Below are 23,350 nucleotides of genomic sequence, written 5' to 3'. Positions count from 1 at the left end.
CATAGAACGCTTGGAATGGACGAATAATATAGATCAAGTTATGATAGGTAACATAATGATAAGAGGAGTGAAAAGACATGAATGGTTATATGACGAACGGAACCTTGGAATACTTGGAGAAAATAAAAGAAAAACAGGCGATCACCCCTTTTCTCATCATGCATAATGAGGTCAAAACGGTAGCTTACTATGAGGATGACCAGCCATCAGCCTTTAGCACAAGCCGTGATTATCACGTTATCGCAACCAACGGCAACCTAACTGAATCCGGATATGCAGTTCTTATCTTTATTCCAACAACAGAAGAAGGCCGTCCCATTTTTGAAATGGAGTATAAAAAAATCGTCCAGCAAGCAAACCGTACGATCGCCGCTCGCTTGTTACGCCCGCAGCACGGCAATACCTATATCTTATTGCTGGAATGGCAAGAGGCTGTCGATCATCAATTGTGGAAATCTGGTACCACATTACCTCATGAAACAAACAGTGATTACATCAAAGGGGCTGCCTACAGTGAAACCTTCCATGTAGGTGAAAAAGAAGAAGACTAGTTATGCCATTTGCATAATTAGTCTTCTCCTCTTTACTCACCAAGTACTTCTTGTTCAAAAAATGACTCAAATGTTTCCTCTGACTGCTCTCCTACAAGGCGTGCCGATTCTTCCCCGCCGCTGTAATGGATCATGGTAGGTGTTGATTGAATTTGGAATTGATCCCAAGCGTTGTCAAATTCTAATAAATTTATTTTCACTAAATCGACTCCCATATCTTCTGCCATTGGTGCTACAGTTGGGGTAACACGCTGACAATGGACACAAGTAGGACTGTAAAAATAGACGGTAACATCTTCTCCACTTTCTAAGCGGTTAGCCAAGTCTTCTGGCAGGATTTGATTTTGATAATGTTCATTATCTAACTGTTCAATCGTCTCCTGATGTAAATCTGTTTTATTATAGGGGTTGTCCACCCCATCAAGCTGTTGCGATTGCTGATAGTTAACCACAAATATTAAAGCGGCAAAGATAACCACCAGTATTAATACAAACACAATCATTTTCTTCACTTTAAGCTCTCCTTTGCTGAACAATGACAATGATGTGAATCACCGTAATAACGAGGAAGGCGATCATTGCCTGGAATGGAATCGTTGCAAATCCAAAAAAGTTGACATAAGTCGTATTGCATGGGATCACACCACATGCCCCCCCTGCTTCTTGCATACTGGGTACTTTTTGAATAAGGTAATGATACGTAGACACAAACACGCCAATTGTACTTAAGATTAACCCTGGAAAGGCATAGCGGATGTCCTTTTTATATAAGGCATAACCATAAATAATAACGAGTGGATACATAAGAATTCGTTGATACCAGCATAGTTCACATGGTACAAACTTCATGATCTCCGAATAAAATAGACTTCCTAATGTCGCCACGACACTTTGTGCCCATATGACAAAAAGGAATGTCTCCTGTCGCTTGTTCATCTTCTGCATATCCCCTTTCCTCATCATTATACATTCCTTGGTAGGAAACACAATCAGAACGCACTTTTTTCAATTCTAATCATATGGGAATTCCTTTATCATGTAAAGTAAAGATAGTTAGTAGATTCATTCTTTCATAAACGGGTTAAACAGTGATTGTTCGCCCTCCATAATTGTTGTTAACAGTTACTCTACTTCTAGCCAACTATTTTTTATCTCTATACAGACATCCCCCCTAACAGCAAATATGTTATACTAGAAGAAGATTTCCAGCTAACAGACAGGTTACGAAATGATAAACGAAACTACCCACTATGAGGTGATGAAATGAGAGATATACTTTTTGCCGAACTAGATGCTTTATTTGATGAGATGGTCAAAACAAGGCGCTTTTTACATCAATATCCCGAATTATCTTTTCACGAAACAAAGACATCCGCTTTTATCCAGGAACAGTACCAGCTATTAGATATTCCTTATCGAGCCAATGTGGGCGGCAATGGGGTAATTGCTACATTAGCAGGAAAGAAACCCGGCAAAACCGTGGCATTACGTGCGGATTTCGATGCTTTGCCGATTCAAGATGAGAAAGAGGTTGCCTATAAATCCAAGCATGCCAATGTGATGCACGCCTGTGGACATGATGGACATACTGCCACTTTGTTAGCGATAGCCAAGGTTCTTAAACAGCATCAGCATGAACTGCCAGGTAATGTTGTTTTTATTCACCAGCATGCGGAAGAACTTGCTCCAGGTGGTGCTAAACCGATGATCGAATCAGGACTGTTGGATAATGTCGATGTCGTCTACGGCACCCATTTATGGACGAGTACCCCTTATGGCGTGGTGGAAAGTGCTCGAGGTAATTTTATGGCGGCAGCCGATCGATTTATTATTGATATCAAGGGAACAGGCGGCCATGGGGCCATTCCGCACCAAACGAAAGATCCGATTGTAGCTGCTTCTGATTTGGTCACCCAGCTGCAACAGATCGTCAGCCGACGGATTGATCCACTGGAAACGGCCGTACTTTCAATTGGGAAATTCCATGCAGGCAATGCCTACAACGTGATTCCTAGCACCGCAACAATAGAAGGTACCGTGCGCACCTTTAATCCAGATATACAGCAATTTATCCGCGAAGAAATTGGCAAAATCACACAAGGGGTGTGTACGGCGCATGAAATAGCGTATGATTATGACTATCTGTATGGTTATCCCCCCGTTGTGAATCACGCAGCAAATGCGGAGAAGGTCATCGCAGCCGCTCAACATGTCAAAAGTGTGGAAAAGGTAGAAATGGTTAGCCCAAGCATGACCGGCGAAGATTTCTCCTATTATTTACAACACAAACCTGGCGCCTTCTTCTTTACTGGGGCGCAAATCAACAATGGTTTTGTACCGCATCATCATCCGATGTTTGATTTTGATGAGCGGGCAATGCTGATTGCCGCCAAGACGCTTGTGGCGGTTACTTTGGAGGAGCAATAGTTGAAAAAGCTGTCCTAACCGAAAGGACAGCTTTTCGTCATGTTTCTATTTTCTTCTGAAGGTACACCGGTACCAGCTGCCAGACAAAAAGCAGGGATAGCACTAGCATGAGTAGCGCAGCAAGCCATTGGCCCATCACCAATAACAAGAGTATAAAAACCACTGCCGCTGACGCTGTCATTTGCTGCATCCAAGATAGAAATGCCTGCCTTCTTTCTTGAAACGGAATCGGATAAAGATCCAACCAGACAATGGTGACATGGTGTTTCCACAATGGAACAATCTGTAAAAAGATCATATAAACAAATAACAAGGCAAAAATAAGTTTGAGCCATTGATTAGGTACAAAATAAATCAGCAAACCACCAATAACCAGTAAACGTAGATAAATGCCCAGATACTCCCCGCTTCTTACGGTTGTAATCCGATACAAATAAGGGTAAGCGGCCGATTGTTTGAATGGAAAACGACTCGTTAATAAACGGACCAGCCAGTGTCGTTTCTTAATCTCTGTTTCCATATGTGGTACATCTGTGAACATATTGGCTAACCGATAAAATCGGCGCATTCTACGGTAATCATTCTCAATCAACAGATCCCAATTTAAGCCTGGATTTCTCCTGCCAACCATAAAATTGGCACCATACAAAAGAGCTAGCAACGCCGTAACTATACATAAGAAAAGGGGCTCCTGTACCACATAAAAATAGACTAGCGTAATAATCAAGGCGGCGCGAACCAGTTTATCTATCCTTCGCAGCTGACGATCTCGCACCCGCAGCATCCACCAATTGGCCATCAGACTCCATGCCTTCACAATCAAGAGCACGATAAACAACCACAAAAATGAACTATCTGGGAAGACCTCAATATATAAAGGGGCCACAGCAATAATCGCTGCTACAAACCAATAAAGCTGAGAAAAAAAACTATATACCAACGCCCGGCGAAAATAACCATGCAGACGGTGTTCGGCCGGAATCAAAAACACGATATCTGCCCTTTTTAATAATAATTGAATCGGGCTGTACATCACAGACAGTCCTAGTACAACTGCAATCACCCATCCAGAAGGAAAATAGTCAGGTATATCCTCTAAAAATTGCTGATAATATACCGACATTGCCCCCACAATAAATACCATAGCAATCACGATATGCCCGGTAACGATATAGCGTAAATATCTACTTAATTCCTTAGAATGAGCAGAGAGCCGCTCCGCAAACATCTGACGGGTATTAAGCATAGGAATCCGCCTCTTTCGTCAGTTGGATATAGAGATCATCCAAGGTTGCCTGCGGGCGGTCAAACGTTTCTCGCAACTCATCTAACGAACCATAAGCACGGATCAATCCATCATGGATAATCACAAACCGATCACAATAACGCTCAGCCGTTGCCAGGATGTGGGTCGACATTAACACCCCTGCCCCCTGCTCTTTCATTTGATTCATTAATTGCAGATACGACTGAATCCCGATCGGATCTAATCCAACAAATGGCTCGTCCACAATATACAAGGCTGGTTCTACTAAAAAGGCACACATAATCATCACCTTTTGTCGCATCCCCTTCGAAAAATGAATCGGAAACCATTTCATTTTCTTCTCCAAACGAAATTCTTTTAATAAAGGGGTTACACGCTCTTGATACACCTCTTCCGACAAGTTATAGGCCATCGCCGTCAGCCTTAGATGTTCTTCTAAGGTCAACTCATCATATAGCACGGGCATTTCCGGAATATAGGAAAAGTGCTGACGGTAACTATCCGGTGTTTCCTGATAGGTTTTCCCTTTTATCGATACCGTCCCCTCTTTCGCTTGCATCAGACCAATAATATGCTTAATCGTGGTACTTTTCCCTGCCCCATTTAGTCCAATCATGCCGACCACCTCATTTGGGTGTACATCAAAGGAAATACCATGTAACACATCTCGATGGGTATAACCACCCTTCAAGTCTTTAATATGTAATAAAGGTTCCATCGCTTACATCCCTTTCATTTGTGCTCTTTTTATTCTATATGGTTCATTTTCACTCATTATACCAAATAATAGTGTGGATAGACATGATTCACTATAGGAATGGAAAAGTTTTAGTGGTTTACTTTTTATTCAGCGTTCAAATCATGTATAATAGAATGGAATAGGAAAACAAACAAAAAGGAGCTGTTTCTTAACGGTTGCTAGCCAATCCTTCCCAATCCACAATATACGAACAAAAGGAGCGATCATAATGACAGCACATGCTGACTGTATTTTTTGCAAAATCATAGCTGGAGAAATCCCGTCCGCCAAAGTGTATGAGGATGATGATGTCTATGCCTTTCTTGATATTAGTCAAGTGACCAAAGGACATACACTTGTTATACCTAAGACACATATCGAAAACATTTATCAAACAGATGAAGCCACTGCAGCAGCGTTATTTTCACGAGTGCCGAAGATTGCCAATGCGTTAAAGCAAGCATTCCAACCAGCCGGGATTAATATCCTTAATAATAATGGGGAATATGCCGGACAATCGGTCTTTCACCTGCATATTCATTTGATCCCGCGATACGATGCCAATGATGGTTATCAACCCAAATGGGTAACACACGAAGAGCAATTTGATTTAGAAGAATTAGCTTCTGCCATTACAACAAATCTGTAAAATTCAAAAATAATGGTTTGATATCGTCAAAAAAAGAGAATGTTATACTTAGAAAGGAGAGTTCGTAATGATGAATGCGAAATCGTTAGTCGTCGGTATTTTAGCTGGAAGTGTAGTAGGTGCAGCAGCTACGCTATTAAGCACACCAAAAGCAGGTAAAGAATTAAGAACGGATGTAAAGGTAAAAGGTGAAGAAGCCAAGCGCTATATCAATCATTTAAAAACAGAAGGAGTAGACTTAAGAGAGCAGATCTCCAAGACCTCCAAAGAAGGGGCTGCCCTCATTAAGGATCTAGCGGCCGACATCAAAGAATCGATTGAAACATGGAAAAAAACTGTGGAGCCCCATCAAAAAAACATCCAAAAATATCTGACACAAATTGAAAAAAGTCTCAAAGAATTAGAAGATAAGACAAAAGAATCTTAAATAGAGCCAGCGACTGCTGGCTCTATTTTTAATAACACGGAATGACGGACATTTGGGCGCACTTACCTCGGATTTTGGTCGTCATTTTCGGAATGACGGACGTTTGGGCGCGTTTCCCTCGGATTTTGGCCGTCATTTTCGGAATGACGGACATTTGGGCGCGCTTACCTCGGATTTTGGTCGTCATTTTCGGAATGACGGACGTTTGGGCGCGTTTCCCTCCGTTTTTGGCCGTCATTTTCATTTTATAAACAAAGGCAGTTCAAATTGGAAGCGATTACTTATATTTTTTTTGAAAAACTATTGATTTTCGTGTGGAAAGGTACTATAGTCATATTGGCAGAAACAAACAACGATATATTTTCTTGGTGAGGAGGGGTCTTGATGAATTGTTGGGATTCCATTAGTGTTGGGAAACAATTAGGGCTTTATCGCAGTATTTTATTATCTATTCTTTTGGGTCTTTTTTCTTTTATTATTTTATATTTAGGTTTCCATGCCATTCATCAAGAAGTAGCTATCCAAGATACCGGGTGGTTGCCTTTAATCATTGTGTTGGCCTTGTTACCTTTATTACACAAAGTATTACGGATACTTCCAATAAAATTGGCACATCGACAAGTGAAGTTTCAATGGAAAAGGAGTTATTGGTTTTTTCCAAATTTCCAGATGTGTTATCATACGAAGATTAGAAAAAGTCTTTTGCTGTTTGCTTTAATTACACCGACTATCGTAATTGTCATACCTTGTCTAGTGGCAAGCTATTTGCTGCCAAGCTACTATCTATACTTTTTAATAATTAGTGCCATTACCATCAGTCTTTCTTGGCCAGATTATATTTATATTCATTACTTGCGAAAGGCTCCAAAAAAATGTATGGTATCTAATGATAATAAGGGGTATAATATTTTAGTTCATCAGTAGAAAAGACCGTGATGATTTGGACAGCGCTCCAGAATAGTTGACTGGAGCGCTTTTATAACCAGTCAGATTTAGCAACTGCATTTCCTCTATACTATTCCGCAGTGCAAGCCTTATCGTTTTAATGATATGTCACAAGTTGAGAAAGCGCCTTCTTTAAAGCGATTAATTCAACTCCATATGGTGAATTTTCTGTCGGTGTTGGGAAAATGAGTAGGTATCTACTGTTCAAATCATGATTTTTTTGTTAAAGTAAGGAAAGGAGCTTAAGGGGGTATATCGGAATGTTCTTCATTTTTGTGTTTTTTGCTTTTTTTATACTATTTATTTTTAATTCGCTCACCATGAGATTTTGCCTACAAACTGAAATGGGACAAGAGAAGCAATCCAATGTGTTTCGTACTATTAATATTTTAATCACCATTTTACTTGTTTCTTCTTACGTAGATGTTATTTATGTGTAATAAGCTGTTTAAAAAAGGGCAGCAAATGGCTTCGATGGAATGTGCACGACACCTGAAAAGTATAGACAGCCTAACCTTTTTATTACATGCTTTTCCCATACTACATCAACGAATAAATAAGGAAAATTAATGTAATATTACAATTTAATATTTATTTCAACGCTATTTGTGTTATATTATTGCATGAATCAAATCAAAAATTAGATATAGTAAATGAATTAGGGGTGTATGTACAAATGAAAAAAGTATTAGTTTCCGCAGCATTTGCCGCAAGTGTTATTACCTTATCTGCCTGTTCTTCTGATGATTCAGAAACAGTAGTAGAGACCGATTCAGGAGATGTCACCAAAGAACAGTTCTATCAAGAGCTTGTAGATAATGGCGGCGAACAAGTACTACAACAGCTAGTGCTTACCACAATATTGGAAAGTAATTATGAAGTGAGCGATGAAGAAGTAGACCAAGAATTAGAAAACTTCAAAGAGCAAGCCGGTGACCAATGGGACATGTTCTTAACCCAAAACGGCTACGAAAATGAAGATGATCTTAAAGAAGACTTACGTGCCAGCCTCGTACAAGAAAAGGCGGCGACAGAAGATGTCGAAGTTACGGATGAGGAAATTGAAGACCGTTATGAAAAGATGCAGACTAACTTAAATGCACGTCATATTCTGGTAGCAGATCAAGAAACGGCTCAAGAAGTGAAAGACCGATTAGATGATGGTGACGACTTTGCTGAACTTGCCGAAGAATATTCTACTGATCCTGGAAGTGCAAGCAATGGTGGCGACCTTGGAGAATTTGGTTTAGGACAGATGGTGCCAGAATTTGAAGAAGCCGCTTATAATCTAGAAATCGATGAGATTAGTGACCCAGTCCAAACAACGAATGGTTTCCATATCATTCAAGTGACAGACCACGTTGAAAATGAAGATGTGGAGCCACTGGAGGATGTCAGAGATCAAATAAGACGTGAAATTGCTTCTACTAAGATAGATCAAGCTGCTTTCCAGCAAAAGCTTCAAGATCTGATGCGAGAATCTAATATTGATGTGAAAATTGATCAGTTCGAGGATTTATTTGAGTTCCCAGATCCAGAAGAACAAGCGCCTGTTGAAGAAGCACCTGCTGAAGGCGGCGAAGAATCCGATCAAGAAGCACCTGCTGATGAATCGAATGAAGAGGAACCAGCTGATGATCAGACCAACGAGGAAGAAAACACCGACGAATCTGCTGAATAATTACTTTTATTTCAACCCTTATCTTCTTAATCGTTCAGAAGATAAGGGTTTTGTTGTTACATTTTGAGCCTCCTGCAATCTTCTGGTAGTTAGCCGGGCTTATGCTACAATGAATATATTTAGTTGAAAGGAAATGTTCTTATGTCTTCTACTTATTTTTATGATATGTTTGCTATTAATTACTCATTGACCGATCAACAGCGCCAATGGATTGCTGACAGCTTCCCAGCACCAACTCTGCCTGACACCCTACAAGGACTGCATCTTCAAGAACTCGGCAAAGGGGATCGTGTCTCCGGCCGCGTATTATTGAACGACTTCGAGGTGAAGAAAACCAAAACAAATAAATCGTTTTTGCGATTATCACTGGGCGACCAATCTGGCATGATATCAGCAAAAATGTGGGATAACAATGGCGAAGTAAACCAAATGGTTCCTATCTTAGAACAAGAAGGAGTCTTTGATATACGTGGACAAGTAGATGTTTTTAATGGCTTCAAAAGCGTCACTATCTATGAGATGACACCTGTTAAGAAAGCAGTAGATCCATTCCTTTTGCTTCCCTTTACTAAACAAGACATCCATGCCTTAACCGAAGAATTATTTGCCTATCTGCTGGAATTAAAGGACCCTTATCAAGAAATTGCTCTGAAAGCGATGGAACAGCTTTGGGAGTCATTCCGTATCAGCCCTGCTGCCAAAGGTTTTCATCACAATTACCTTGGAGGTTTGTTGAAACATACAGTTGGCTTAATGCGCTTTTGCCGCTATATTACGATGCAATCTGACAATCCTTTCCGGGCGGTTATGAAATTAATTCAAAAAGTAGAGACACAGTACAAGCTAGAAGTTTGGGAGACGTTAAAAGCAGACGACGACTATCCTTCCTATGTTTGGCGTGACACGATTGATCATCTCTATCACATGCTGCAAGGAATGGGAGACTATAAATTCGATAAGATTAATTATGATGCTCTGCTCACCAGCATCTTATTTCATGACATTGGAAAACTAGCAGAGTACGATTATGCTGGTAAATCGTTTGATATTTTTCATTTCCTTTTCCCGACAGCAACGTTTCATACAGAAAACCATAAACAAGCAGGAATTAGTATGGATCCATTAGGGACAACGATTGGCCATATTCCTTACGGGGTCTTGGTCTTATCTAAAGTAATCGAACAGTACCAAATTACAATAGAAATGGAAAATATCCATTTGATGGCACATTGTATTTTATGCCACCATGGTTTACCAGAATGGGGCAGTGCCGTGCGAAAACCACAAAACATTGAAGGATACCTGATCCATATTGTCGATTATTTAGACAGCCGCTATGAAAATACGGAAGCAGATGAAGAAAAATAGCTCATATCGCCCATCTAACGGATGTTAACCCTATTCCGCTAGATGGGCTTTTAACGATTAGATAAGTAGAACTTATAAATGGAACAAAAACGTGTTTCAAGCAAGTCTTTGCTCGTATGATTTCCTGATAATACCTCGTTTGATCCATTCCTATCCGATTCATGAGACATGATTTCATCCAACTTATCATAGATAGATTTATCTTTTTTTATTTCTTATTCTAATCGAATAACAGCAGCCGCTGTAGGGTTGGCGGTGAAGTATATGATTTGATGATCCTTACTTAATTCCTCCATCAACTGAATAATCTCCGCCCTTCGATTTGGATCAAAATGAACAAAACCGTCATCAATCAGAAATGGGACAGCCAGACGTTCTGTCATCACATGACTAAGTGCAAAACGAATAGCGATATACAATTGATCTTGTGTTGCCCGTGATAACGCTGAGATTTCAAACCAATAGCCCTGACTGTCCTCCACTATGATTTTCTGATCATTTTCCAATAAGATACGTCGATAACGCTGTAAGGTAAAACGAGAAAAATATCGACTACCTGCTTCTAGTACCTTAGGCAAGTATTTTTCGGTATAACTTGCCTTAGCTTGAGTTAATTTATGCAAGGCCACTTGATAGATTGCCCATTGTTGAACTGTTTGATCCAGTTCATCCTGTTCTTCGGCCATACGGTGTTTTAATAAAGAGGTATCTTCGCTGGCTTCCAGCATGGTCAGGTTTGCCTTTTCATCACTCAGCGCTGCTTGTTGTGCTTGCAGCTGTTCCTCTATGTCAGCCATCGTTTGACGCAAGGCTGTTTGTTCTGTTTGCAAGATATGCTTCTCGGCAAACTCTCCTGCTTGAACTTGCTGAAGCTCCTCTTCTGTAAATACCATGCGCAAGCTGTCAGATAGTTGTTGTTGCTCCTCCTGAAGCGTGTGATAACGTTGGTATCGCTCCCCTTGTTCGATGAATGACTGCTCTGATTCCGCTCCCGCTTCTATTAATAATTGCTGGATTTCATGATAGTATGGCTTCTGTTTCATTTGATTGTTGGTCCATTTACTCTCCAAGGAATCCCTTCTAGTCTGAAGCTGCTGCTGTAATTCCTGCTTCCGCCGCTCTTCTTGTTTCTTGGCTACTGGGTCCCCTTCCCATTCAACGTTATCCAATTGTTCTCGTAATGCCTCTCGCTCTAATCTAAGTGCCACTGTTTTATCTGCCCTATCCTTCAATGAACGTAATTGCTGATACAGTTTAGGCCAATAAACAAAAGATACCGACTGTAAAAAAGGATATTGCTTTTGATAGCCGGCCATGCGTTGTTCTAATTGTTCCATCCGTTCCTCTATAAAACGAATCCGTTCACTCGATTTAAGCTGTTCCATCTTTTGCTGTTGTATATCCTTGTCCAATTGCTGGATCTTGGTTTGCAACTGTTCCTGTTCAACAAGCTTCTCTTTCCTAGCTTCTATTTCTGAGTTCGACAAGGAGGCAGTCATTGTTTGTTCTGGTGCTAACCATTGTGCCATTGTTTTTCCGTATAAATGAAATGCTGCATACTGACATACGGATAGAACAGCTAGTACGACTGACCAAACCCAATCCGTAAAAAATAGAAGCGCGATGGCTAGGATAATGCCTCCTCCCATGATCAGCAAAGAAAGCCGTTTTTGTTGATCAAACGCCTGATTCCACTCGTCTAATTTTTGCCGTTGACGACTAGATGCTGCTGCCTCTTGCCAGGCTTGTATATCGGCTTGATAGGCTTGGAGCTCTTCCTTTGACAGCTGTTCTAACTGCAGCTGTTTTTTGGTTTCCTCATGATCTTTTAACACTCGTACAGCTGATTGGTTATCATTACGAAGATATTGCCGTTCCATTTCCAGTTTGTCATATTGTGTAGCAAGATCTGTCCATTCTTCTTCCAGGTAGAAAGGTAACTCCAGTTGTTCCACCTCAGCGCTGGAAATGGGTAACTGTAACTGTTGTAATGTTGTTGTCCATTCCCGGCGCTGTTCGGTTATTTGCTGATCCAATTGGCGAAGTGTTTCCTGCTGCTCATACTGCTGCTGCTGGAGGATAACCTCTTGCTCCAACTCCTCTAGTTCTTCGTTCGTCAACAGATCGATCTCCTCTATGTTGTTTTCGATTTCTTCCATTTCATTGCGAATAACCTGCTCTTCACTTTGCAGTGGTAACAGCTGCTCCTTCCATTCCTGCAAACGATCCAGCCCTAAACTGGGAAAATGAAGGTTTTCCGGATAACGGTCAAGCTGCTTTGTCGTCAAATAGTAATCACGAATAAGTTTGTCGTGAATCAGCCACTGTTCTACTTGTTTCCAGCGTGCTTCTGCTTGCTGTTTGTCTTGCTGTAGCTCCTTATGCCGTTCCTCCATTGTTTCTACTGCTTCTAATTTGGCGCGATAGCCTTGTTCTTTTTCCCTTGCATTAGTCCATTGTTGATGTGTGGCAGCCAAATGTTGTAATTGTTGATTGATTACCGGCTTTTTACCATGGGGACGGAATAGCTCGTCTGCCTGCTTACTTAAGTTTTTCTCTGCTTGATAAATACGATCCGATCCAATCATACCAATCGTTAATAGCACCTCTTGTAGCGCCTGATTGTCGATCTGTTGAATCTGTTGTAATTCATAAGCGGTGAACGTATAGATGGATTCAAATTGATCACGTGTCATCCCCTTCAGCCGTTGATTCAGCCAGTTTTCGTCAAATATTTCTCCATCTGTTGTATATACCTTCACTCCCTGTTTACCGCGAACCCGTTCCACGGTAACTGGCACCTGATAGATGTCAGTTAGTGTGATTCGCCCGCCCAGTGCAGATCCTTGTTTCGGCATATAAGCTGCTAGCGGCTTCGGTTTTAATCCAAATAAAATATAGAGAATAAACTGTCTTAGCGTGGTTTTGCCAGACTCATTATCGCCTGAAATCTCTATATAATTTCCTTGATCAAACGAAAAGCTGGCATCGACCCATTTTCCGAATCCATAAATATCTACTTGCATAATTCTCATCTACTTCACCTCCTATTCCCGTAATAACCGCGCAAGTAAGGCTTCTGCCTCTCTGGTAATTTCAGCTGGATCTAACCCTTTTCCCGTGTGCACCCACTTCTTTCCTTCTGTATGAGAAGTGATCGGTTGAATCGCTTCTGTGATATCTTCTGCAGCAAAAGCCTTAGATAGCTCTTCCATAAAAGCACCGCCATCCTGCCAATTAAATGACGCCGCTTCTCTCCATTTGTACCCAATCAAAAAGGATTTCTGTGCTTGTTCGTTTACATAATCGATCATGTCATCCATATGACGGTCGAGAAACCAATTCCGCTGTTCGCCTTGTACCTGATCAAACGCTAATTGTATAAAGACCGTCCGATCACTTGCCTGAGTTGCCAGCTCAAACAGGTTATCTGCTAATAGGTCCAGCTTGTCCCATTCTGTTAATGACAACTGTTTTTTCTCAAATAAAATCGGAGCAAGTGGTAAGAAGTGATAGGTCGTTTCCTGTTCGGTTAACGTAACTAGATAACATCCTTTCTCCCCTGTTTCCTTACTAGACCTTCCTTGCATATTACCAGGGTAAACAATCGCTGGCTTGGTGGAAAGTACCTCTCGTTTATGTATGTGGCCCAGCGCCCAGTAGTCAAATCCCTTTTGCTTCAGCGATTGTAAGGAAAAAGGAGCGTAAGGTACATGGTCGCTGTCCCCTTTACTTCCGTGCAGCATCCCAATATGGAAGCAATCGTCTGCCGTTTTCCGATATTCACTGGTCTTATCAATAGAAACTGCCCTGTTTTCATAGCTAAAGCCATAAATTTGTGCCAACAATTGCCCCTCCTTTTTAAAAGGAAACGTCTGAACCTCTTCTCTGTCAAACCAATGGACATTGCTGGGGTAATGATGTGGAAAGGTATGACTCTTAAGATAATCATGATTGGCAAAAGACAAGTAGACGGAAATCTCATGTTCCTTTAAACGCTGCAAGGCATGGCGAAATGCCATATGTGCCCGCATACTCTGTTCCTCTTGATCAAATATATCGCCAACCATTAATACAAAATCGACTTGGTGGTGAATGGCCTCTTCTACCAACCGGTCTAATGCTTGAAATGTACTTTGACGCACTTGTCTTAAGACATTCTCTGGTAAATGTGATAATCCTTTAAAGGGACTATCCAGATGCAAGTCTGCACAATGGATAAACGTCACTGTTTGCATGTCTCTCACTTCCTTTCTTTCATTGTAACAGAACCAAAAACAGAATGCACGTTCGATGTGTAAAAAGAAAGGATAGTTTTCTTAGCGGTAAGTTTGCCTGTTTTTTTGTTAGACGAGCGCTCCTGCTTCAACGCATAGGACATGCGTGTGCTATACATTGAAGCGGAACCTATTTCCGGAGCGTTTCCTAGCACTGACAAACCATCAACTTTACTACATGGAATAAATGATCTGGCTATTTTACATCATCCATCTTATCGGTACTCTCGTTGATTCAAGGTCAAAATCATTCCAAGTCCTATTATACTAAGGATTATATGCTTTCCTATCCTATCAAAAAAGACGGACACACTACTGAAAAACAGCGTAGTGTTGTCCGTCATCATCTTTTAAAAAAAGTGGCTTGTCTTCTCTTTATTTTTTAGACAATTGCAAGGCCTTTTTGAAGTCTTTTAGCGAAGTGGATGTACCATACATCAATACACCCCCGCGATAGATTCTTGCTCCTAATGCTGCCAACAGAAGGATAGCAGCAACTAGAAGGGCAATACTGATCGCAATCTCCCAGAATGGAATATCGAGCACACCAACCCGCAAAAACATCGTCATCGGCGAGAAGAATGGGATATAAGACGAAATAACAACTAATGGTGATTCTGGCATGGCCAGACCGAACATTGCAATGAAAAAGGCAAGGACAATTAACAAAGTAACTGGCATCATTAATTGCTGCACATCTTCGGTACGGCTTACCAATGATCCAAGCATAGCTGCCAGGGTAGCGTATAAGAAATATCCTAAGATAAAAAAGATTACGGCATAAACAAACGTGCTGGGACTCACATCATTCAATCCTAAGTCACTTAGAAAGCCATCTTCTTGCTGCTGGATCAGCATATAATAGCCTACCCCACAGAAAAGAAGCATTTGTACCAATCCCGCCAGACCGATAGCCAGAATCTTGGCGAACATCTGACTGACAGGAGAAGAACTGGATATTAGAATTTCCATAACCCTTGACGTTTTTTCGTTAGCAATATCCATGGCAATCATGTTCCCGTAAGAAATCACGGAGAAATACAATAGGAATAAAATCACATAAACAAGCGCTCTTGCTCCCATCATTTCATCCATTGACTTCTCGCCCTCACCTGCCTCGCTATCTGTTGATATTACTTCTTGCTGGAAGGAAACGGGCTCATTGATCGAAGCTACCACATCGGATTCAACCCCTGCCTCTTCGGTGGCTACTGCTACCTTTAATTGCTGGAGTTGACTTTGAAGTATTCCCGGGATCGTCAGCTCCATATCACCTGTGCTATAATAGATGGCTTCAGGAAGACCATTCGATTCCGTTACTTCCAGTACTCCTGAGTATTCTTCCTCGCTTGTTGCTGTTTGTGCTTCTTCCGAGGTTCCCTCAAATCGCTCCAGTTCTACTTCCCCTTGGGCACCAGCTTGCAGCATCTCTGCCCACGCATCCTCTTCTGTCACTAAGGCAATTTGATCTGATCCAGACTCTTCCGATTCATCCGAATCAAAGACATTGATAATAGAATCAAAATTAGACATTAAGAAAATAAAGGCGATAAACAAAGCCGTAGTAATAATAAATGATTTCGACTTTATTTTGGATGAAAACGTATGAGAAAAAACGGTCCAGAACTTATTCATAAGATTCACCTGCTTTCTCAATAAAGATATCATTTAGACTAGGCTCTTCTAGTTCAAATTTTCGGATGAATCCTTTTCCGTTTATTTCCTGCAATACACCTTGTGAAACCTCTTCATTTTCAATTTGACACATGACACCATCTTGCAGATACTTTACCTTTAACACTCCAGGAATCTGCTCGACAAAGTTCAAATCAAAATCGGCGTTGATGGCCAGATTTTTCTTGCCGAAAGAGCGTTTGATTTCGCGAAGATTTCCATCTAAAATCGGCTTCCCATGCTGCATCATACATAGATGCTGACATAGTTCTTCTACGTGCTCCATTCGATGAGAAGAGAATACGATCGAAGTACCTGAATCTTTCAGGTCCACCACGGATTCCTTTAATAGCTCTACATTAACCGGATCCAGACCGGAAAACGGCTCATCGAGGATTAACAATTTCGGCTTATGTATCACCGCAGAAATAAATTGGATCTTTTGCTGGTTCCCTTTAGACAGCTCTTCGACTTTTTTATCGAAATAATGCGGAACCTTCAGCCGATCTAACCAGTGAACCAATTCGTTTTCGACATCTTTTTTTTGCATACCTCTTAGTTTTCCAAGATACACTAGTTGATCCTTCACCTTCAATTTCGGGTATAATCCTCGTTCTTCTGGTAAATAACCAATATCATCCGTCTTGCTGTAATCAATCACTTTCCCATTCCAGGTAATCGTTCCAGAAGTTTGGTCAATCAGATTCAAAATCATACGGAAGGTTGTTGTCTTACCTGCCCCATTTGCCCCAAGAAAACCAAAGATATTGTGGGCAGGTATTTCCAGCGATAACTGATCAACAGCGGTAAAGCTGCCAAATTGCTTAGTAACATTCTCTAATTTTAACGTCACGTCCTCCACTCCTTTCTTTTTTCTTACGTGGATGGTTAAGGAAAAGTTTCATTTACTTAAGGCTGTTTTCTAAAGCAGGATACACTGAGACTGTTGTTTCCCTGCACCATTTCGGTTCAGCACACTTACAAGTGGAATAACTTACGGACTCTTAACGCGGTGGCAAAAAGATAAAAACAGATAGGACGATGAGGGTAAAAAAACGACGCCATACATAGCTGTCATTAACCGACTATTGAAAGGCTTCGTGGAAGTAGCTGTATGCCCGTCTTCCCTTTCTACATACTGGATGATTTCCTCTAATGTCTTTAAGTGATTATTTTGTTTGATCTGTTTTTTGTAGATTTCTATGCGATAACCTGCGTAAATACCAATCAACCCCAATGGTATGAGCACCGTAAACGCATAGTTATCGAAAAAATGGAAACTTGGCAGAAGCATTAATACTAATAGGCTGAAGGCCAACGTCATCACGATCCCCCATCGATTGATACGAGTTAGGTTTAAGTCTTTTTTCATTTCTGTTAGATCTCCCTTTACTAAGTGATCAATTGTTGTCTCAAACAGCTCACTCATTCGTAATAAGGCTTCCACATCGGGGTATGTCTTTCCTCGCTCCCAATTAGATACCGAATTACGACTGCAATAAATCTTATCGGCCAATTCTTCTTGCGTTAATCCCGCTTGTTTTCTGTAATATTGAATCTGTTTATATATATCCATCACATGGCAACCTCCTGTGTGTATCCTAACAGAATAGCTGCGTGCAGACCACCAAAAATGTTAGGAATAGGAGCTAATTTCTTTGACAAAATCATTGTGCAAAGCTATTATGACGGGATTGATAAGTGCTTGTTCACACTTTATAAAGGGGACTGCGGATGATGCTAAATAACTATGCGCTTACCTCTATTGATTGATGTCAGCTTATTTTCTCTACAAAAAAATCGCATGAAATCCAGCACTTCGTTTGATTTCATGCGACCCACTTTTGCATCCATTCGGTTAGGTAGGCGCTAGCTGCTTACTGAGCTTGCTCACCATATAATTCTTCTAACGGTTTTGTAATGATACGGCTGATATCATTTATCAGGTTGTTTAAACGTTGCTCTTCTTCCATTAGCTTCGAGATATCTTCATGTTGCTGTACAAGTTCAACCACTTGTTTCGCCTTTTCAATCTCTTCTTCGGTAATTTCCTGTCCTTGCATTTGCTTTTGCTGTAACTCTAACTGCGTGTTGCGGAAATTATCGAACATTTGCTTCGCGTTGGGATCACTCATGACTTTATCATAAGCAGCCTTTAGATCCTGAAATTCTTCACTCTCCTGAATTGCTTGTTCCAACGCATGGGCACTGTCTTGAATGTTTGCCATAAAATAAAATCCTCCTAAAGATTGGCTTAGCCTGTTTTATACATATGCTTGTTACATGTACCATACCACTATAACAAAGAATTAAACTACGATAAAGGGAAACCTTCATACTCACGACAGGAGATTTACCGCAAGTAGTTATACGGCGAGCAAAAGAATCGCCTGAATAAAACCGATCATTCCCCCTAAAAAGACGCCCAAATAAGTGATGAGACTGAATTCTTTACGAGTGATAGACAAAACCAGTTCCTCTACACGTTTAATGGGAAAAGAAGCAACTTGATTCTCGACCATCTTCTCTACTTCCAGCTGCTGCATGATTTTTGGAATCTGCTGTGACAGATGGTCAAATAGCCCATCGATCGCTTGCGGGATCACTTGTTCCTTCACCTGTTTCGATAATGGTTGAAGTAAATCCTGTATTGGCGTATCCAGCCATTGCTCGAGCGGAAGCTGTTCTTGGACAAAAGAACGAACGATTTCTTGCGTTTGTTCTTTTTTAAAAAAGGTGCCGATCACGTCTATTCTTTGCTCCAGCAACTGTTGCCACTCTTTCTTTGTGGTATGCTGTATCCACTCTTTCCCTTGCGGTGATTGGATGTAATTGATGACGAGACGCTGAATTTTCTCTGCTAATTCATCCCCACTAAACATCGACAACAACATTCTACCGAAAAACCCTTTCGAGACGGCATAGTCTTGAATGATCTCCTCCATTTTTTGTTGGGTTTCTTCACCTGCTACAATATCCATCAGTTTATTCTGTACAAGATCTGCCATTCGCCGTACATCTTCCTCGTCTACCAGCAGATCGATAAAAGAGCCAAGTTTATCTTGGCGGTGTTTTTCCACAAAGCCATTGATATGATCAACTATTCGTTGTGCAAGATGTTCTTTTAACAGATTCGGTTCTAACGAGACAGGCAGCTGATTGATCCTAGTCGTTTGCTGCAAAAAGTAATCCCACTCCTTTATCACCTGTTCTTCCACGTTTTGTTTCAGTACAGGATCCTGTACTTTAAGCTGAATACTGTCCACTGTTACTAAATGATTAATGACTAAACTGCCCAGCTGTTTCGCCAATTGATCACGTCTTTTCGGAATCACTCCAGGGGTGAAAGGAACACGCCACTTACCAATATACTTCGGCTGATGTGGTTGAAATAACATTTTTATGGCAACATAGTTGGTTAATCCACCAATAAAAGAACCGATAAGCACCATAAATAAGATCATTAACAAGGTATTCAAACGATTTTTCCACCTTTCTATGAGTTGATGACAACCATACGAAATTGCCAAGGGTTACTTGAACTTGCTCCATAAGGTATACACCCATGAGCCGAGCATATAATGTATCAAGCAAGTCTTAATACTTCTTTAAAGAAGGTGTTGATAATCAAACAAATATATACCATCACCGTATACGCCAGTCAGAAATACCGTATGATCCTTCCACAAAAGGAATATACCACATTTCGAACTACCGATTTTCTACAATATAAAACGAAACGCTCATCGTGTGACATATTAGGTCATCAGAAAGAGGCACACATCATTTATCTATCTTCCGCCCTGTCTCATCATTTACAAATAGACGATGCCCAGCAAGTGATTTTATGGAAAGAAGGAGCACACTGTTCCCTTTACCATCCTTTTGCTATCATGCTGCATCAACACCCCAGCCGGTCCAAATGGCTGACCTTATTGCAGGAATTGACAGAAACAGGGAAAACACTCGGTTTTCTGACGGTATGTTTCACATTAAAGCACGTCGATCGAACGAATAAAAGACTAACCGCAGCGGTGTGGGAGGACAAACAATGGCAAACGCTGGAAATAGTTATTCCGCCTCGCATATACAATCGTCTGCCCAACCGCAAGATCGAAGCACATCCTTTTCATCAATCGATCATTGAGGATTTATCGTCCACTGCTATTATATTTAATAAGGGGTTTTTTAACAAATGGAATGTCTATGATCAGCTTAAACAACAGGAGGATTTGGCATATCTCTTACCTGAATGCATCTTTCATCCTTCTATTTCCACCATCGCACAACAATTAGAAGAGAAAGCCATCAAGCTCTATCAGACGAATCAGTATTATTCCCTAATGATTGAAAAAAAACAAGACCATTTTATTGCTTATCCTGTTCTCGGTAAGTCCAAACAATTTACTAACCTTACAGAACTTATCTCGGAGTGTTTCTCTAATAACCTAGATGCTATCGTATTACAAGAAATGCTCTCGTTAGGCTATCCATACATGATACGAGTGCATACCATTCACACCGATAAATGGGAGATTGTTTTACGATACGGCAGGCATCCAGATAATCAGCGTACGCATCGCTTGGAAACAACGAATATTCCACAGGATAAGCTCAACAAAGTGGATAGGTTAGCATTGCAAATCAGTCAAACACTGACGAAAAAAAAGATCGCTGAGCTTGCTTTTGATTTTGCCATAGACAAAGAAGGACGCATCTGGTTACAAGAAGTATATGCCAAGCCTAGCTGGGACATTTTTCTCGAAAGCGAGTTTGCGGCTCACACCACCGAATATTTTGGCAAGCTTCTCCAAAGTCAAATTGCCGATTAGCACCATCAGACAGTCATCCAATTGGTGAAAGTGGGGGTCTGTCTGATTATTTGTTATAATGAATGTATGTATTCACCATCTAGGAACGATGAGAGAAAAATAATAATGAAAGAGGACAAATAATGCTTGAACAACTACAACAGATGTTTCCAAATCTAATTATGGTTTCAGACGAAGCCAAGACAGACGCTTTTACATATAAATGGTATGTGACTGAACAGAATGAGATTGTTGGTATTCCACAAGCTGATTTATCAGAACGCGAGATGGACTTGTTGGAACTTTTCCTTACCCCTTATAAAGCCGTACAATTACCAACCACAGACAAGGAAAAATGGTGGATCGATATTTTATTTCATCGTGAAATCCCAAAACATTGGCTGGAGAACCAATTTACCTCCTACCATTTTGTTTATTTTTCTTTATCCGATGAATTAATCGATCCTGAATCTTTTCGTGAAGCTATCTATGGTCTATTCCCAGATAAAACTCCAATTCTTTGGGAAAACAATCATGAAGGAGTTATTATTCAAGAAACAGAACATTCGATGGAAGATATGGTTTCCTATGCGGAAATTATTGAAGTGCTTACCTCTGACTTCTATATTAATATCAAATTATTTGTCAGCCCATCTTTGTATGATATCCAACAAGCACCTGATTTCTATCAATGGATTAAAAAATGTTTCCATATCACCAAGAGCTATAACCATGATGTGTTGCCTTTTACGGATGCCATTCCTTATCTTTTTTTACACCATATCACTGCCAAAGAACGTCAGCTGATCTTAGATTCTGTTTTGTACCCTGTTAAAGAAGAAGCTGAATTGTTGAAAACCGTCCAAGTCTTTTTAGAATCTAATTCAAATGCTACTTTGGCGGCGAAGAAAATGTATATGCACCGAAACAGCCTGCAATATCGTGTCGATAAATTCATTGAAAAAACCGGCATCGATGTCAAACAATTTAACAGCGCCATCGCTGTATATCTATGTTTTATCTTAAAATGGGAGAATAACTGACAAATAAGCTCCCATTTTTCATTTTTGTAACCGTGCACAAAGAGAATGTTTTTTTTTGTGCACGGTTTCCATTTACATGTAGGCGATTACCTAGTAAACTAATAATCAGATCATGAAACGCTTTCAAATCTAGGAGGGAATACAATGGCAGAATTATCACTTAGAAGTATTGACAAAGTTTATGACAAAGGCGGACAAAAAGCGGTAGACAATTTCAACCTCGAAATTGGAGATAAAGAATTCGTTGTTTTTGTTGGTCCATCTGGTTGCGGTAAATCGACGACTTTACGTATGATTGCCGGTTTAGAGGAAATTACTGATGGGGAATTTTATATTGATGGTAAATTAATGAACGATGTAGCTCCAAAAGACCGCGACATCGCGATGGTATTCCAAAACTATGCCCTTTATCCACATATGAATGTGTATGACAATATGGCATTTGGTCTAAAACTACGTAAATTTAAAAAAGACGAAATCGAGCGTCGTGTATCCGAAGCAGCTCGTATCTTAGGTCTAGAAGCATACTTAGATCGTAAACCGAAAGCACTTTCTGGTGGTCAACGTCAGCGTGTGGCACTAGGGCGTGCAATCGTTCGTGACGCAAAAGTGTTCTTAATGGATGAGCCTTTATCCAACTTGGATGCCAAGTTACGTGTACAAATGCGTGCGGAAATCCAAAAACTACACCACCGTCTGCAAACAACTACTATCTACGTTACACACGACCAAACAGAAGCGATGACAATGGCAACGCGATTGGTCGTATTAAAAGATGGTCTTATCCAGCAAGTTGGGGCACCAAAAGAAGTTTACGATAAACCAAACAATATCTTCGTTGGTGGTTTCATCGGTTCACCAGCTATGAACTTTTTCAATGGTGTTTTAGATGAAGGAACGATTAAGCTTGGGGATACCAATGTAGAAGTACCAGAAGGAAAAATGAAAGTCCTTCGCGACCAAGGTTACGTAGGTAAAGAAGTCGTACTAGGTGTACGTCCAGAGGATATTCATGATGAGCCGGTATTCTTGGATGCCAATCCAGGTAAGAAAATTCAAGCGACAATCGACGTTGCTGAGTTAATGGGTTCTGAATCTTATCTTTATTCCGAAGTAAACGGTCAAGAATTTGTCGCTCGCGTAGATTCTCGTACCGACATCAATGGTGGAGAAAGCATCGACTTAGCATTTGACATGAACAAATGTCACTTCTTCGATCAAGAGTCAGAAGAAAGAATTAAATAATGAAGGTTATGACGAAAGAGGCTTTGTAATACAAAGCCTCTTTTCTTGTAAGATAAGAAAAGAAAACATAATAGATTGTGGAATGACTTAAAACATGAGTAAATCGAAGTACCGATAAGATGGATAATGTACTTTCCTAAGTGATGAGTTTGATCGTTTTATCTGTGCGAAGCAAGCGGAAATATGCTGCGCTTTTACCCACAGGGCATAAGTCAACAGGCGATTCGGGCAAAAGCGGAACCTATT

General features: G+C 40.6%; 23 protein-coding genes. 11 read left to right on the top strand and 12 right to left on the bottom strand.

Translation table 11 applies throughout. The features are described from left to right. Nucleotides 1-77 precede the first annotated feature (77 nt). Nucleotides 78-551 carry an antibiotic biosynthesis monooxygenase gene (locus E0E32_RS09290; protein ID WP_130859656.1) on the top strand — a complete coding sequence of 158 codons (474 nt, stop codon included), beginning with the start codon at nt 78-80 and terminating at the stop codon, nt 549-551. A 32-nt stretch (nt 552-583) separates the two neighbouring features. Here E0E32_RS09290 and E0E32_RS09285 read toward each other — a convergent pair whose 3' ends face one another. Next, nucleotides 584-1,063, bottom strand: a complete 480-nt coding sequence (locus E0E32_RS09285; RefSeq protein ID WP_286171855.1) for a thioredoxin family protein — start codon at nt 1,061-1,063, stop codon at nt 584-586. Between the two features lies 1 nt (nt 1,064). Then, nucleotides 1,065-1,487, bottom strand: a complete 423-nt coding sequence (locus E0E32_RS09280) for a disulfide oxidoreductase (RefSeq protein ID WP_207302283.1) — start codon at nt 1,485-1,487, stop codon at nt 1,065-1,067. A gap of 327 nt (nt 1,488-1,814) precedes the next feature. Here E0E32_RS09280 and E0E32_RS09275 point away from each other — a divergent pair, with 327 nt between their 5' ends. Further along, nucleotides 1,815-2,978 (top strand): amidohydrolase, encoded by a 1,164-nt coding sequence (locus E0E32_RS09275; RefSeq protein ID WP_130859654.1) that lies wholly within the window; start codon nt 1,815-1,817, stop codon nt 2,976-2,978. A gap of 37 nt (nt 2,979-3,015) precedes the next feature. On the opposite strand, the gene E0E32_RS09270 is transcribed toward E0E32_RS09275, so the two are convergent. Together E0E32_RS09270 and E0E32_RS09265 are read right to left on the bottom strand one after the other, a co-directional pair. Further along, nucleotides 3,016-4,224: an ABC transporter permease gene (locus E0E32_RS09270; protein WP_066191937.1), complete on the bottom strand. Its 1,209-nt coding sequence runs from the start codon at nt 4,222-4,224 to the stop codon at nt 3,016-3,018. Then, complete coding sequence (locus E0E32_RS09265) at nt 4,217-4,963, bottom strand: ABC transporter ATP-binding protein (RefSeq protein WP_066191934.1); 747 nt, start codon at nt 4,961-4,963, stop codon at nt 4,217-4,219. Before E0E32_RS09265 ends, E0E32_RS09270 begins: the two co-directional genes overlap by 8 nt. A gap of 250 nt (nt 4,964-5,213) precedes the next feature. Here E0E32_RS09265 and E0E32_RS09260 point away from each other — a divergent pair, with 250 nt between their 5' ends. Together E0E32_RS09260 and E0E32_RS09255 are read left to right on the top strand one after the other, a co-directional pair. Then, nucleotides 5,214-5,633, top strand: coding sequence for an HIT family protein (locus tag E0E32_RS09260; protein ID WP_066191933.1), 420 nt, complete (start codon nt 5,214-5,216; stop codon nt 5,631-5,633). 67 nt (nt 5,634-5,700) lie between these two features. Continuing rightward, nucleotides 5,701-6,060: a YtxH domain-containing protein gene (locus E0E32_RS09255; protein WP_066191931.1), complete on the top strand. Its 360-nt coding sequence runs from the start codon at nt 5,701-5,703 to the stop codon at nt 6,058-6,060. A gap of 28 nt (nt 6,061-6,088) precedes the next feature. Here the strand turns inward: E0E32_RS09255 and E0E32_RS09250 are convergent, their stop codons facing one another. Beyond that, nucleotides 6,089-6,304 (bottom strand): hypothetical protein, encoded by a 216-nt coding sequence (locus E0E32_RS09250; protein ID WP_165445004.1) that lies wholly within the window; start codon nt 6,302-6,304, stop codon nt 6,089-6,091. Between the two features lie 140 nt (nt 6,305-6,444). On the opposite strand from E0E32_RS09250, the gene E0E32_RS09245 reads away from it, so the two are divergent. The 4 genes from E0E32_RS09245 (at nt 6,445) to E0E32_RS09230 (ending at nt 10,054) form a co-directional block, all read left to right on the top strand. Then, the gene (locus E0E32_RS09245; protein WP_066191928.1) at nt 6,445-6,984 is read left to right on the top strand and encodes a metalloprotease family protein; all 540 of its coding nucleotides are present in this window, start codon (nt 6,445-6,447) and stop codon (nt 6,982-6,984) included. A gap of 281 nt (nt 6,985-7,265) precedes the next feature. After that, a complete protein-coding gene (locus E0E32_RS09240) occupies nt 7,266-7,445 on the top strand; it encodes a hypothetical protein (protein WP_066191926.1) in 180 nt (59 codons plus the stop codon). Nucleotides 7,446-7,681: 236 nt separating this feature from the next. Further along, nucleotides 7,682-8,686 (top strand): peptidylprolyl isomerase, encoded by a 1,005-nt coding sequence (locus E0E32_RS09235; protein WP_130859652.1) that lies wholly within the window; start codon nt 7,682-7,684, stop codon nt 8,684-8,686. Between the two features lie 141 nt (nt 8,687-8,827). Beyond that, nucleotides 8,828-10,054 carry a hydrolase gene (locus E0E32_RS09230; RefSeq protein WP_066191922.1) on the top strand — a complete coding sequence of 409 codons (1,227 nt, stop codon included), beginning with the start codon at nt 8,828-8,830 and terminating at the stop codon, nt 10,052-10,054. A gap of 215 nt (nt 10,055-10,269) precedes the next feature. Here E0E32_RS09230 and E0E32_RS09225 read toward each other — a convergent pair whose 3' ends face one another. From E0E32_RS09225 to E0E32_RS09195, 7 genes are all read right to left on the bottom strand, one after another. Further along, nucleotides 10,270-13,089 (bottom strand): ATP-binding protein, encoded by a 2,820-nt coding sequence (locus E0E32_RS09225; protein WP_130859651.1) that lies wholly within the window; start codon nt 13,087-13,089, stop codon nt 10,270-10,272. Nucleotides 13,090-13,101: 12 nt separating this feature from the next. Continuing rightward, nucleotides 13,102-14,292: a metallophosphoesterase family protein gene (locus E0E32_RS09220; protein WP_066191916.1), complete on the bottom strand. Its 1,191-nt coding sequence runs from the start codon at nt 14,290-14,292 to the stop codon at nt 13,102-13,104. Between the two features lie 414 nt (nt 14,293-14,706). Then, a complete protein-coding gene (locus E0E32_RS09215; RefSeq protein WP_066191912.1) occupies nt 14,707-15,966 on the bottom strand; it encodes an ABC transporter permease in 1,260 nt (419 codons plus the stop codon). Further along, nucleotides 15,959-16,858 (bottom strand): ABC transporter ATP-binding protein, encoded by a 900-nt coding sequence (locus tag E0E32_RS09210; protein ID WP_066191911.1) that lies wholly within the window; start codon nt 16,856-16,858, stop codon nt 15,959-15,961. The genes E0E32_RS09215 and E0E32_RS09210 overlap by 8 nt, the downstream gene beginning before the upstream one ends. Nucleotides 16,859-16,999: 141 nt before the next feature. Next, the gene (locus tag E0E32_RS09205) at nt 17,000-17,581 is read right to left on the bottom strand and encodes a helix-turn-helix domain-containing protein (RefSeq protein ID WP_130859650.1); all 582 of its coding nucleotides are present in this window, start codon (nt 17,579-17,581) and stop codon (nt 17,000-17,002) included. Between the two features lie 301 nt (nt 17,582-17,882). Continuing rightward, a complete protein-coding gene (locus tag E0E32_RS09200) occupies nt 17,883-18,233 on the bottom strand; it encodes a YlbF/YmcA family competence regulator (protein ID WP_066191908.1) in 351 nt (116 codons plus the stop codon). A 138-nt stretch (nt 18,234-18,371) separates the two neighbouring features. Further along, entirely contained in the window at nt 18,372-19,484 is a 1,113-nt protein-coding gene (locus E0E32_RS09195; RefSeq protein ID WP_066191906.1) for a DUF445 domain-containing protein, read from the bottom strand. Between the two features lie 102 nt (nt 19,485-19,586). Here E0E32_RS09195 and E0E32_RS09190 point away from each other — a divergent pair, with 102 nt between their 5' ends. The 3 genes from E0E32_RS09190 to E0E32_RS09180 all read left to right on the top strand — a co-directional run bounded on the left by E0E32_RS09190 (nt 19,587) and on the right by E0E32_RS09180 (nt 23,104). Continuing rightward, complete coding sequence (locus tag E0E32_RS09190) at nt 19,587-20,837, top strand: YheC/YheD family protein (protein WP_130859649.1); 1,251 nt, start codon at nt 19,587-19,589, stop codon at nt 20,835-20,837. 122 nt (nt 20,838-20,959) lie between these two features. Beyond that, entirely contained in the window at nt 20,960-21,859 is a 900-nt protein-coding gene (locus tag E0E32_RS09185; protein ID WP_066191902.1) for a PucR family transcriptional regulator, read from the top strand. Between the two features lie 144 nt (nt 21,860-22,003). Continuing rightward, nucleotides 22,004-23,104: an ABC transporter ATP-binding protein gene (locus tag E0E32_RS09180; RefSeq protein WP_066191899.1), complete on the top strand. Its 1,101-nt coding sequence runs from the start codon at nt 22,004-22,006 to the stop codon at nt 23,102-23,104. The last annotated feature ends 246 nt before the right edge of the window (nt 23,105-23,350 follow it).

Source organism: Gracilibacillus phocaeensis (assembly GCF_900626275.1).
Taxonomy (GTDB): Bacteria; Bacillota; Bacilli; order Bacillales; family Amphibacillaceae; genus Gracilibacillus; species Gracilibacillus timonensis.
Note: the sequence above shows the minus strand (reverse complement) of the source record. Positions and strands in the feature narration are given on the sequence as shown.

What these genes read in the sequence shown, in the direction of transcription:
- E0E32_RS09290 (WP_130859656.1), top strand. Translation starts at nt 78, where the DNA reads ATGAATGGTTATATGACGAACGGAACCTTGGAATACTTGGAGAAAATA.
- E0E32_RS09280 (WP_207302283.1), bottom strand. Translation starts at nt 1,487, where the DNA reads ATGAACAAGCGACAGGAGACATTCCTTTTTGTCATATGGGCACAAAGT.
- E0E32_RS09275 (WP_130859654.1), top strand. Translation starts at nt 1,815, where the DNA reads ATGAGAGATATACTTTTTGCCGAACTAGATGCTTTATTTGATGAGATG.
- E0E32_RS09270 (WP_066191937.1), bottom strand. Translation starts at nt 4,224, where the DNA reads ATGCTTAATACCCGTCAGATGTTTGCGGAGCGGCTCTCTGCTCATTCT.
- E0E32_RS09265 (WP_066191934.1), bottom strand. Translation starts at nt 4,963, where the DNA reads ATGGAACCTTTATTACATATTAAAGACTTGAAGGGTGGTTATACCCAT.
- E0E32_RS09260 (WP_066191933.1), top strand. Translation starts at nt 5,214, where the DNA reads ATGACAGCACATGCTGACTGTATTTTTTGCAAAATCATAGCTGGAGAA.
- E0E32_RS09255 (WP_066191931.1), top strand. Translation starts at nt 5,701, where the DNA reads ATGATGAATGCGAAATCGTTAGTCGTCGGTATTTTAGCTGGAAGTGTA.
- E0E32_RS09250 (WP_165445004.1), bottom strand. Translation starts at nt 6,304, where the DNA reads ATGAAAATGACGGCCAAAAACGGAGGGAAACGCGCCCAAACGTCCGTC.
- E0E32_RS09245 (WP_066191928.1), top strand. Translation starts at nt 6,445, where the DNA reads ATGAATTGTTGGGATTCCATTAGTGTTGGGAAACAATTAGGGCTTTAT.
- E0E32_RS09240 (WP_066191926.1), top strand. Translation starts at nt 7,266, where the DNA reads ATGTTCTTCATTTTTGTGTTTTTTGCTTTTTTTATACTATTTATTTTT.
- E0E32_RS09235 (WP_130859652.1), top strand. Translation starts at nt 7,682, where the DNA reads ATGAAAAAAGTATTAGTTTCCGCAGCATTTGCCGCAAGTGTTATTACC.
- E0E32_RS09230 (WP_066191922.1), top strand. Translation starts at nt 8,828, where the DNA reads ATGTCTTCTACTTATTTTTATGATATGTTTGCTATTAATTACTCATTG.
- E0E32_RS09225 (WP_130859651.1), bottom strand. Translation starts at nt 13,089, where the DNA reads ATGAGAATTATGCAAGTAGATATTTATGGATTCGGAAAATGGGTCGAT.
- E0E32_RS09220 (WP_066191916.1), bottom strand. Translation starts at nt 14,292, where the DNA reads ATGCAAACAGTGACGTTTATCCATTGTGCAGACTTGCATCTGGATAGT.
- E0E32_RS09215 (WP_066191912.1), bottom strand. Translation starts at nt 15,966, where the DNA reads ATGAATAAGTTCTGGACCGTTTTTTCTCATACGTTTTCATCCAAAATA.
- E0E32_RS09205 (WP_130859650.1), bottom strand. Translation starts at nt 17,581, where the DNA reads ATGGATATATATAAACAGATTCAATATTACAGAAAACAAGCGGGATTA.
- E0E32_RS09200 (WP_066191908.1), bottom strand. Translation starts at nt 18,233, where the DNA reads ATGGCAAACATTCAAGACAGTGCCCATGCGTTGGAACAAGCAATTCAG.
- E0E32_RS09190 (WP_130859649.1), top strand. Translation starts at nt 19,587, where the DNA reads ATGTATCAAGCAAGTCTTAATACTTCTTTAAAGAAGGTGTTGATAATC.
- E0E32_RS09185 (WP_066191902.1), top strand. Translation starts at nt 20,960, where the DNA reads ATGCTTGAACAACTACAACAGATGTTTCCAAATCTAATTATGGTTTCA.
- E0E32_RS09180 (WP_066191899.1), top strand. Translation starts at nt 22,004, where the DNA reads ATGGCAGAATTATCACTTAGAAGTATTGACAAAGTTTATGACAAAGGC.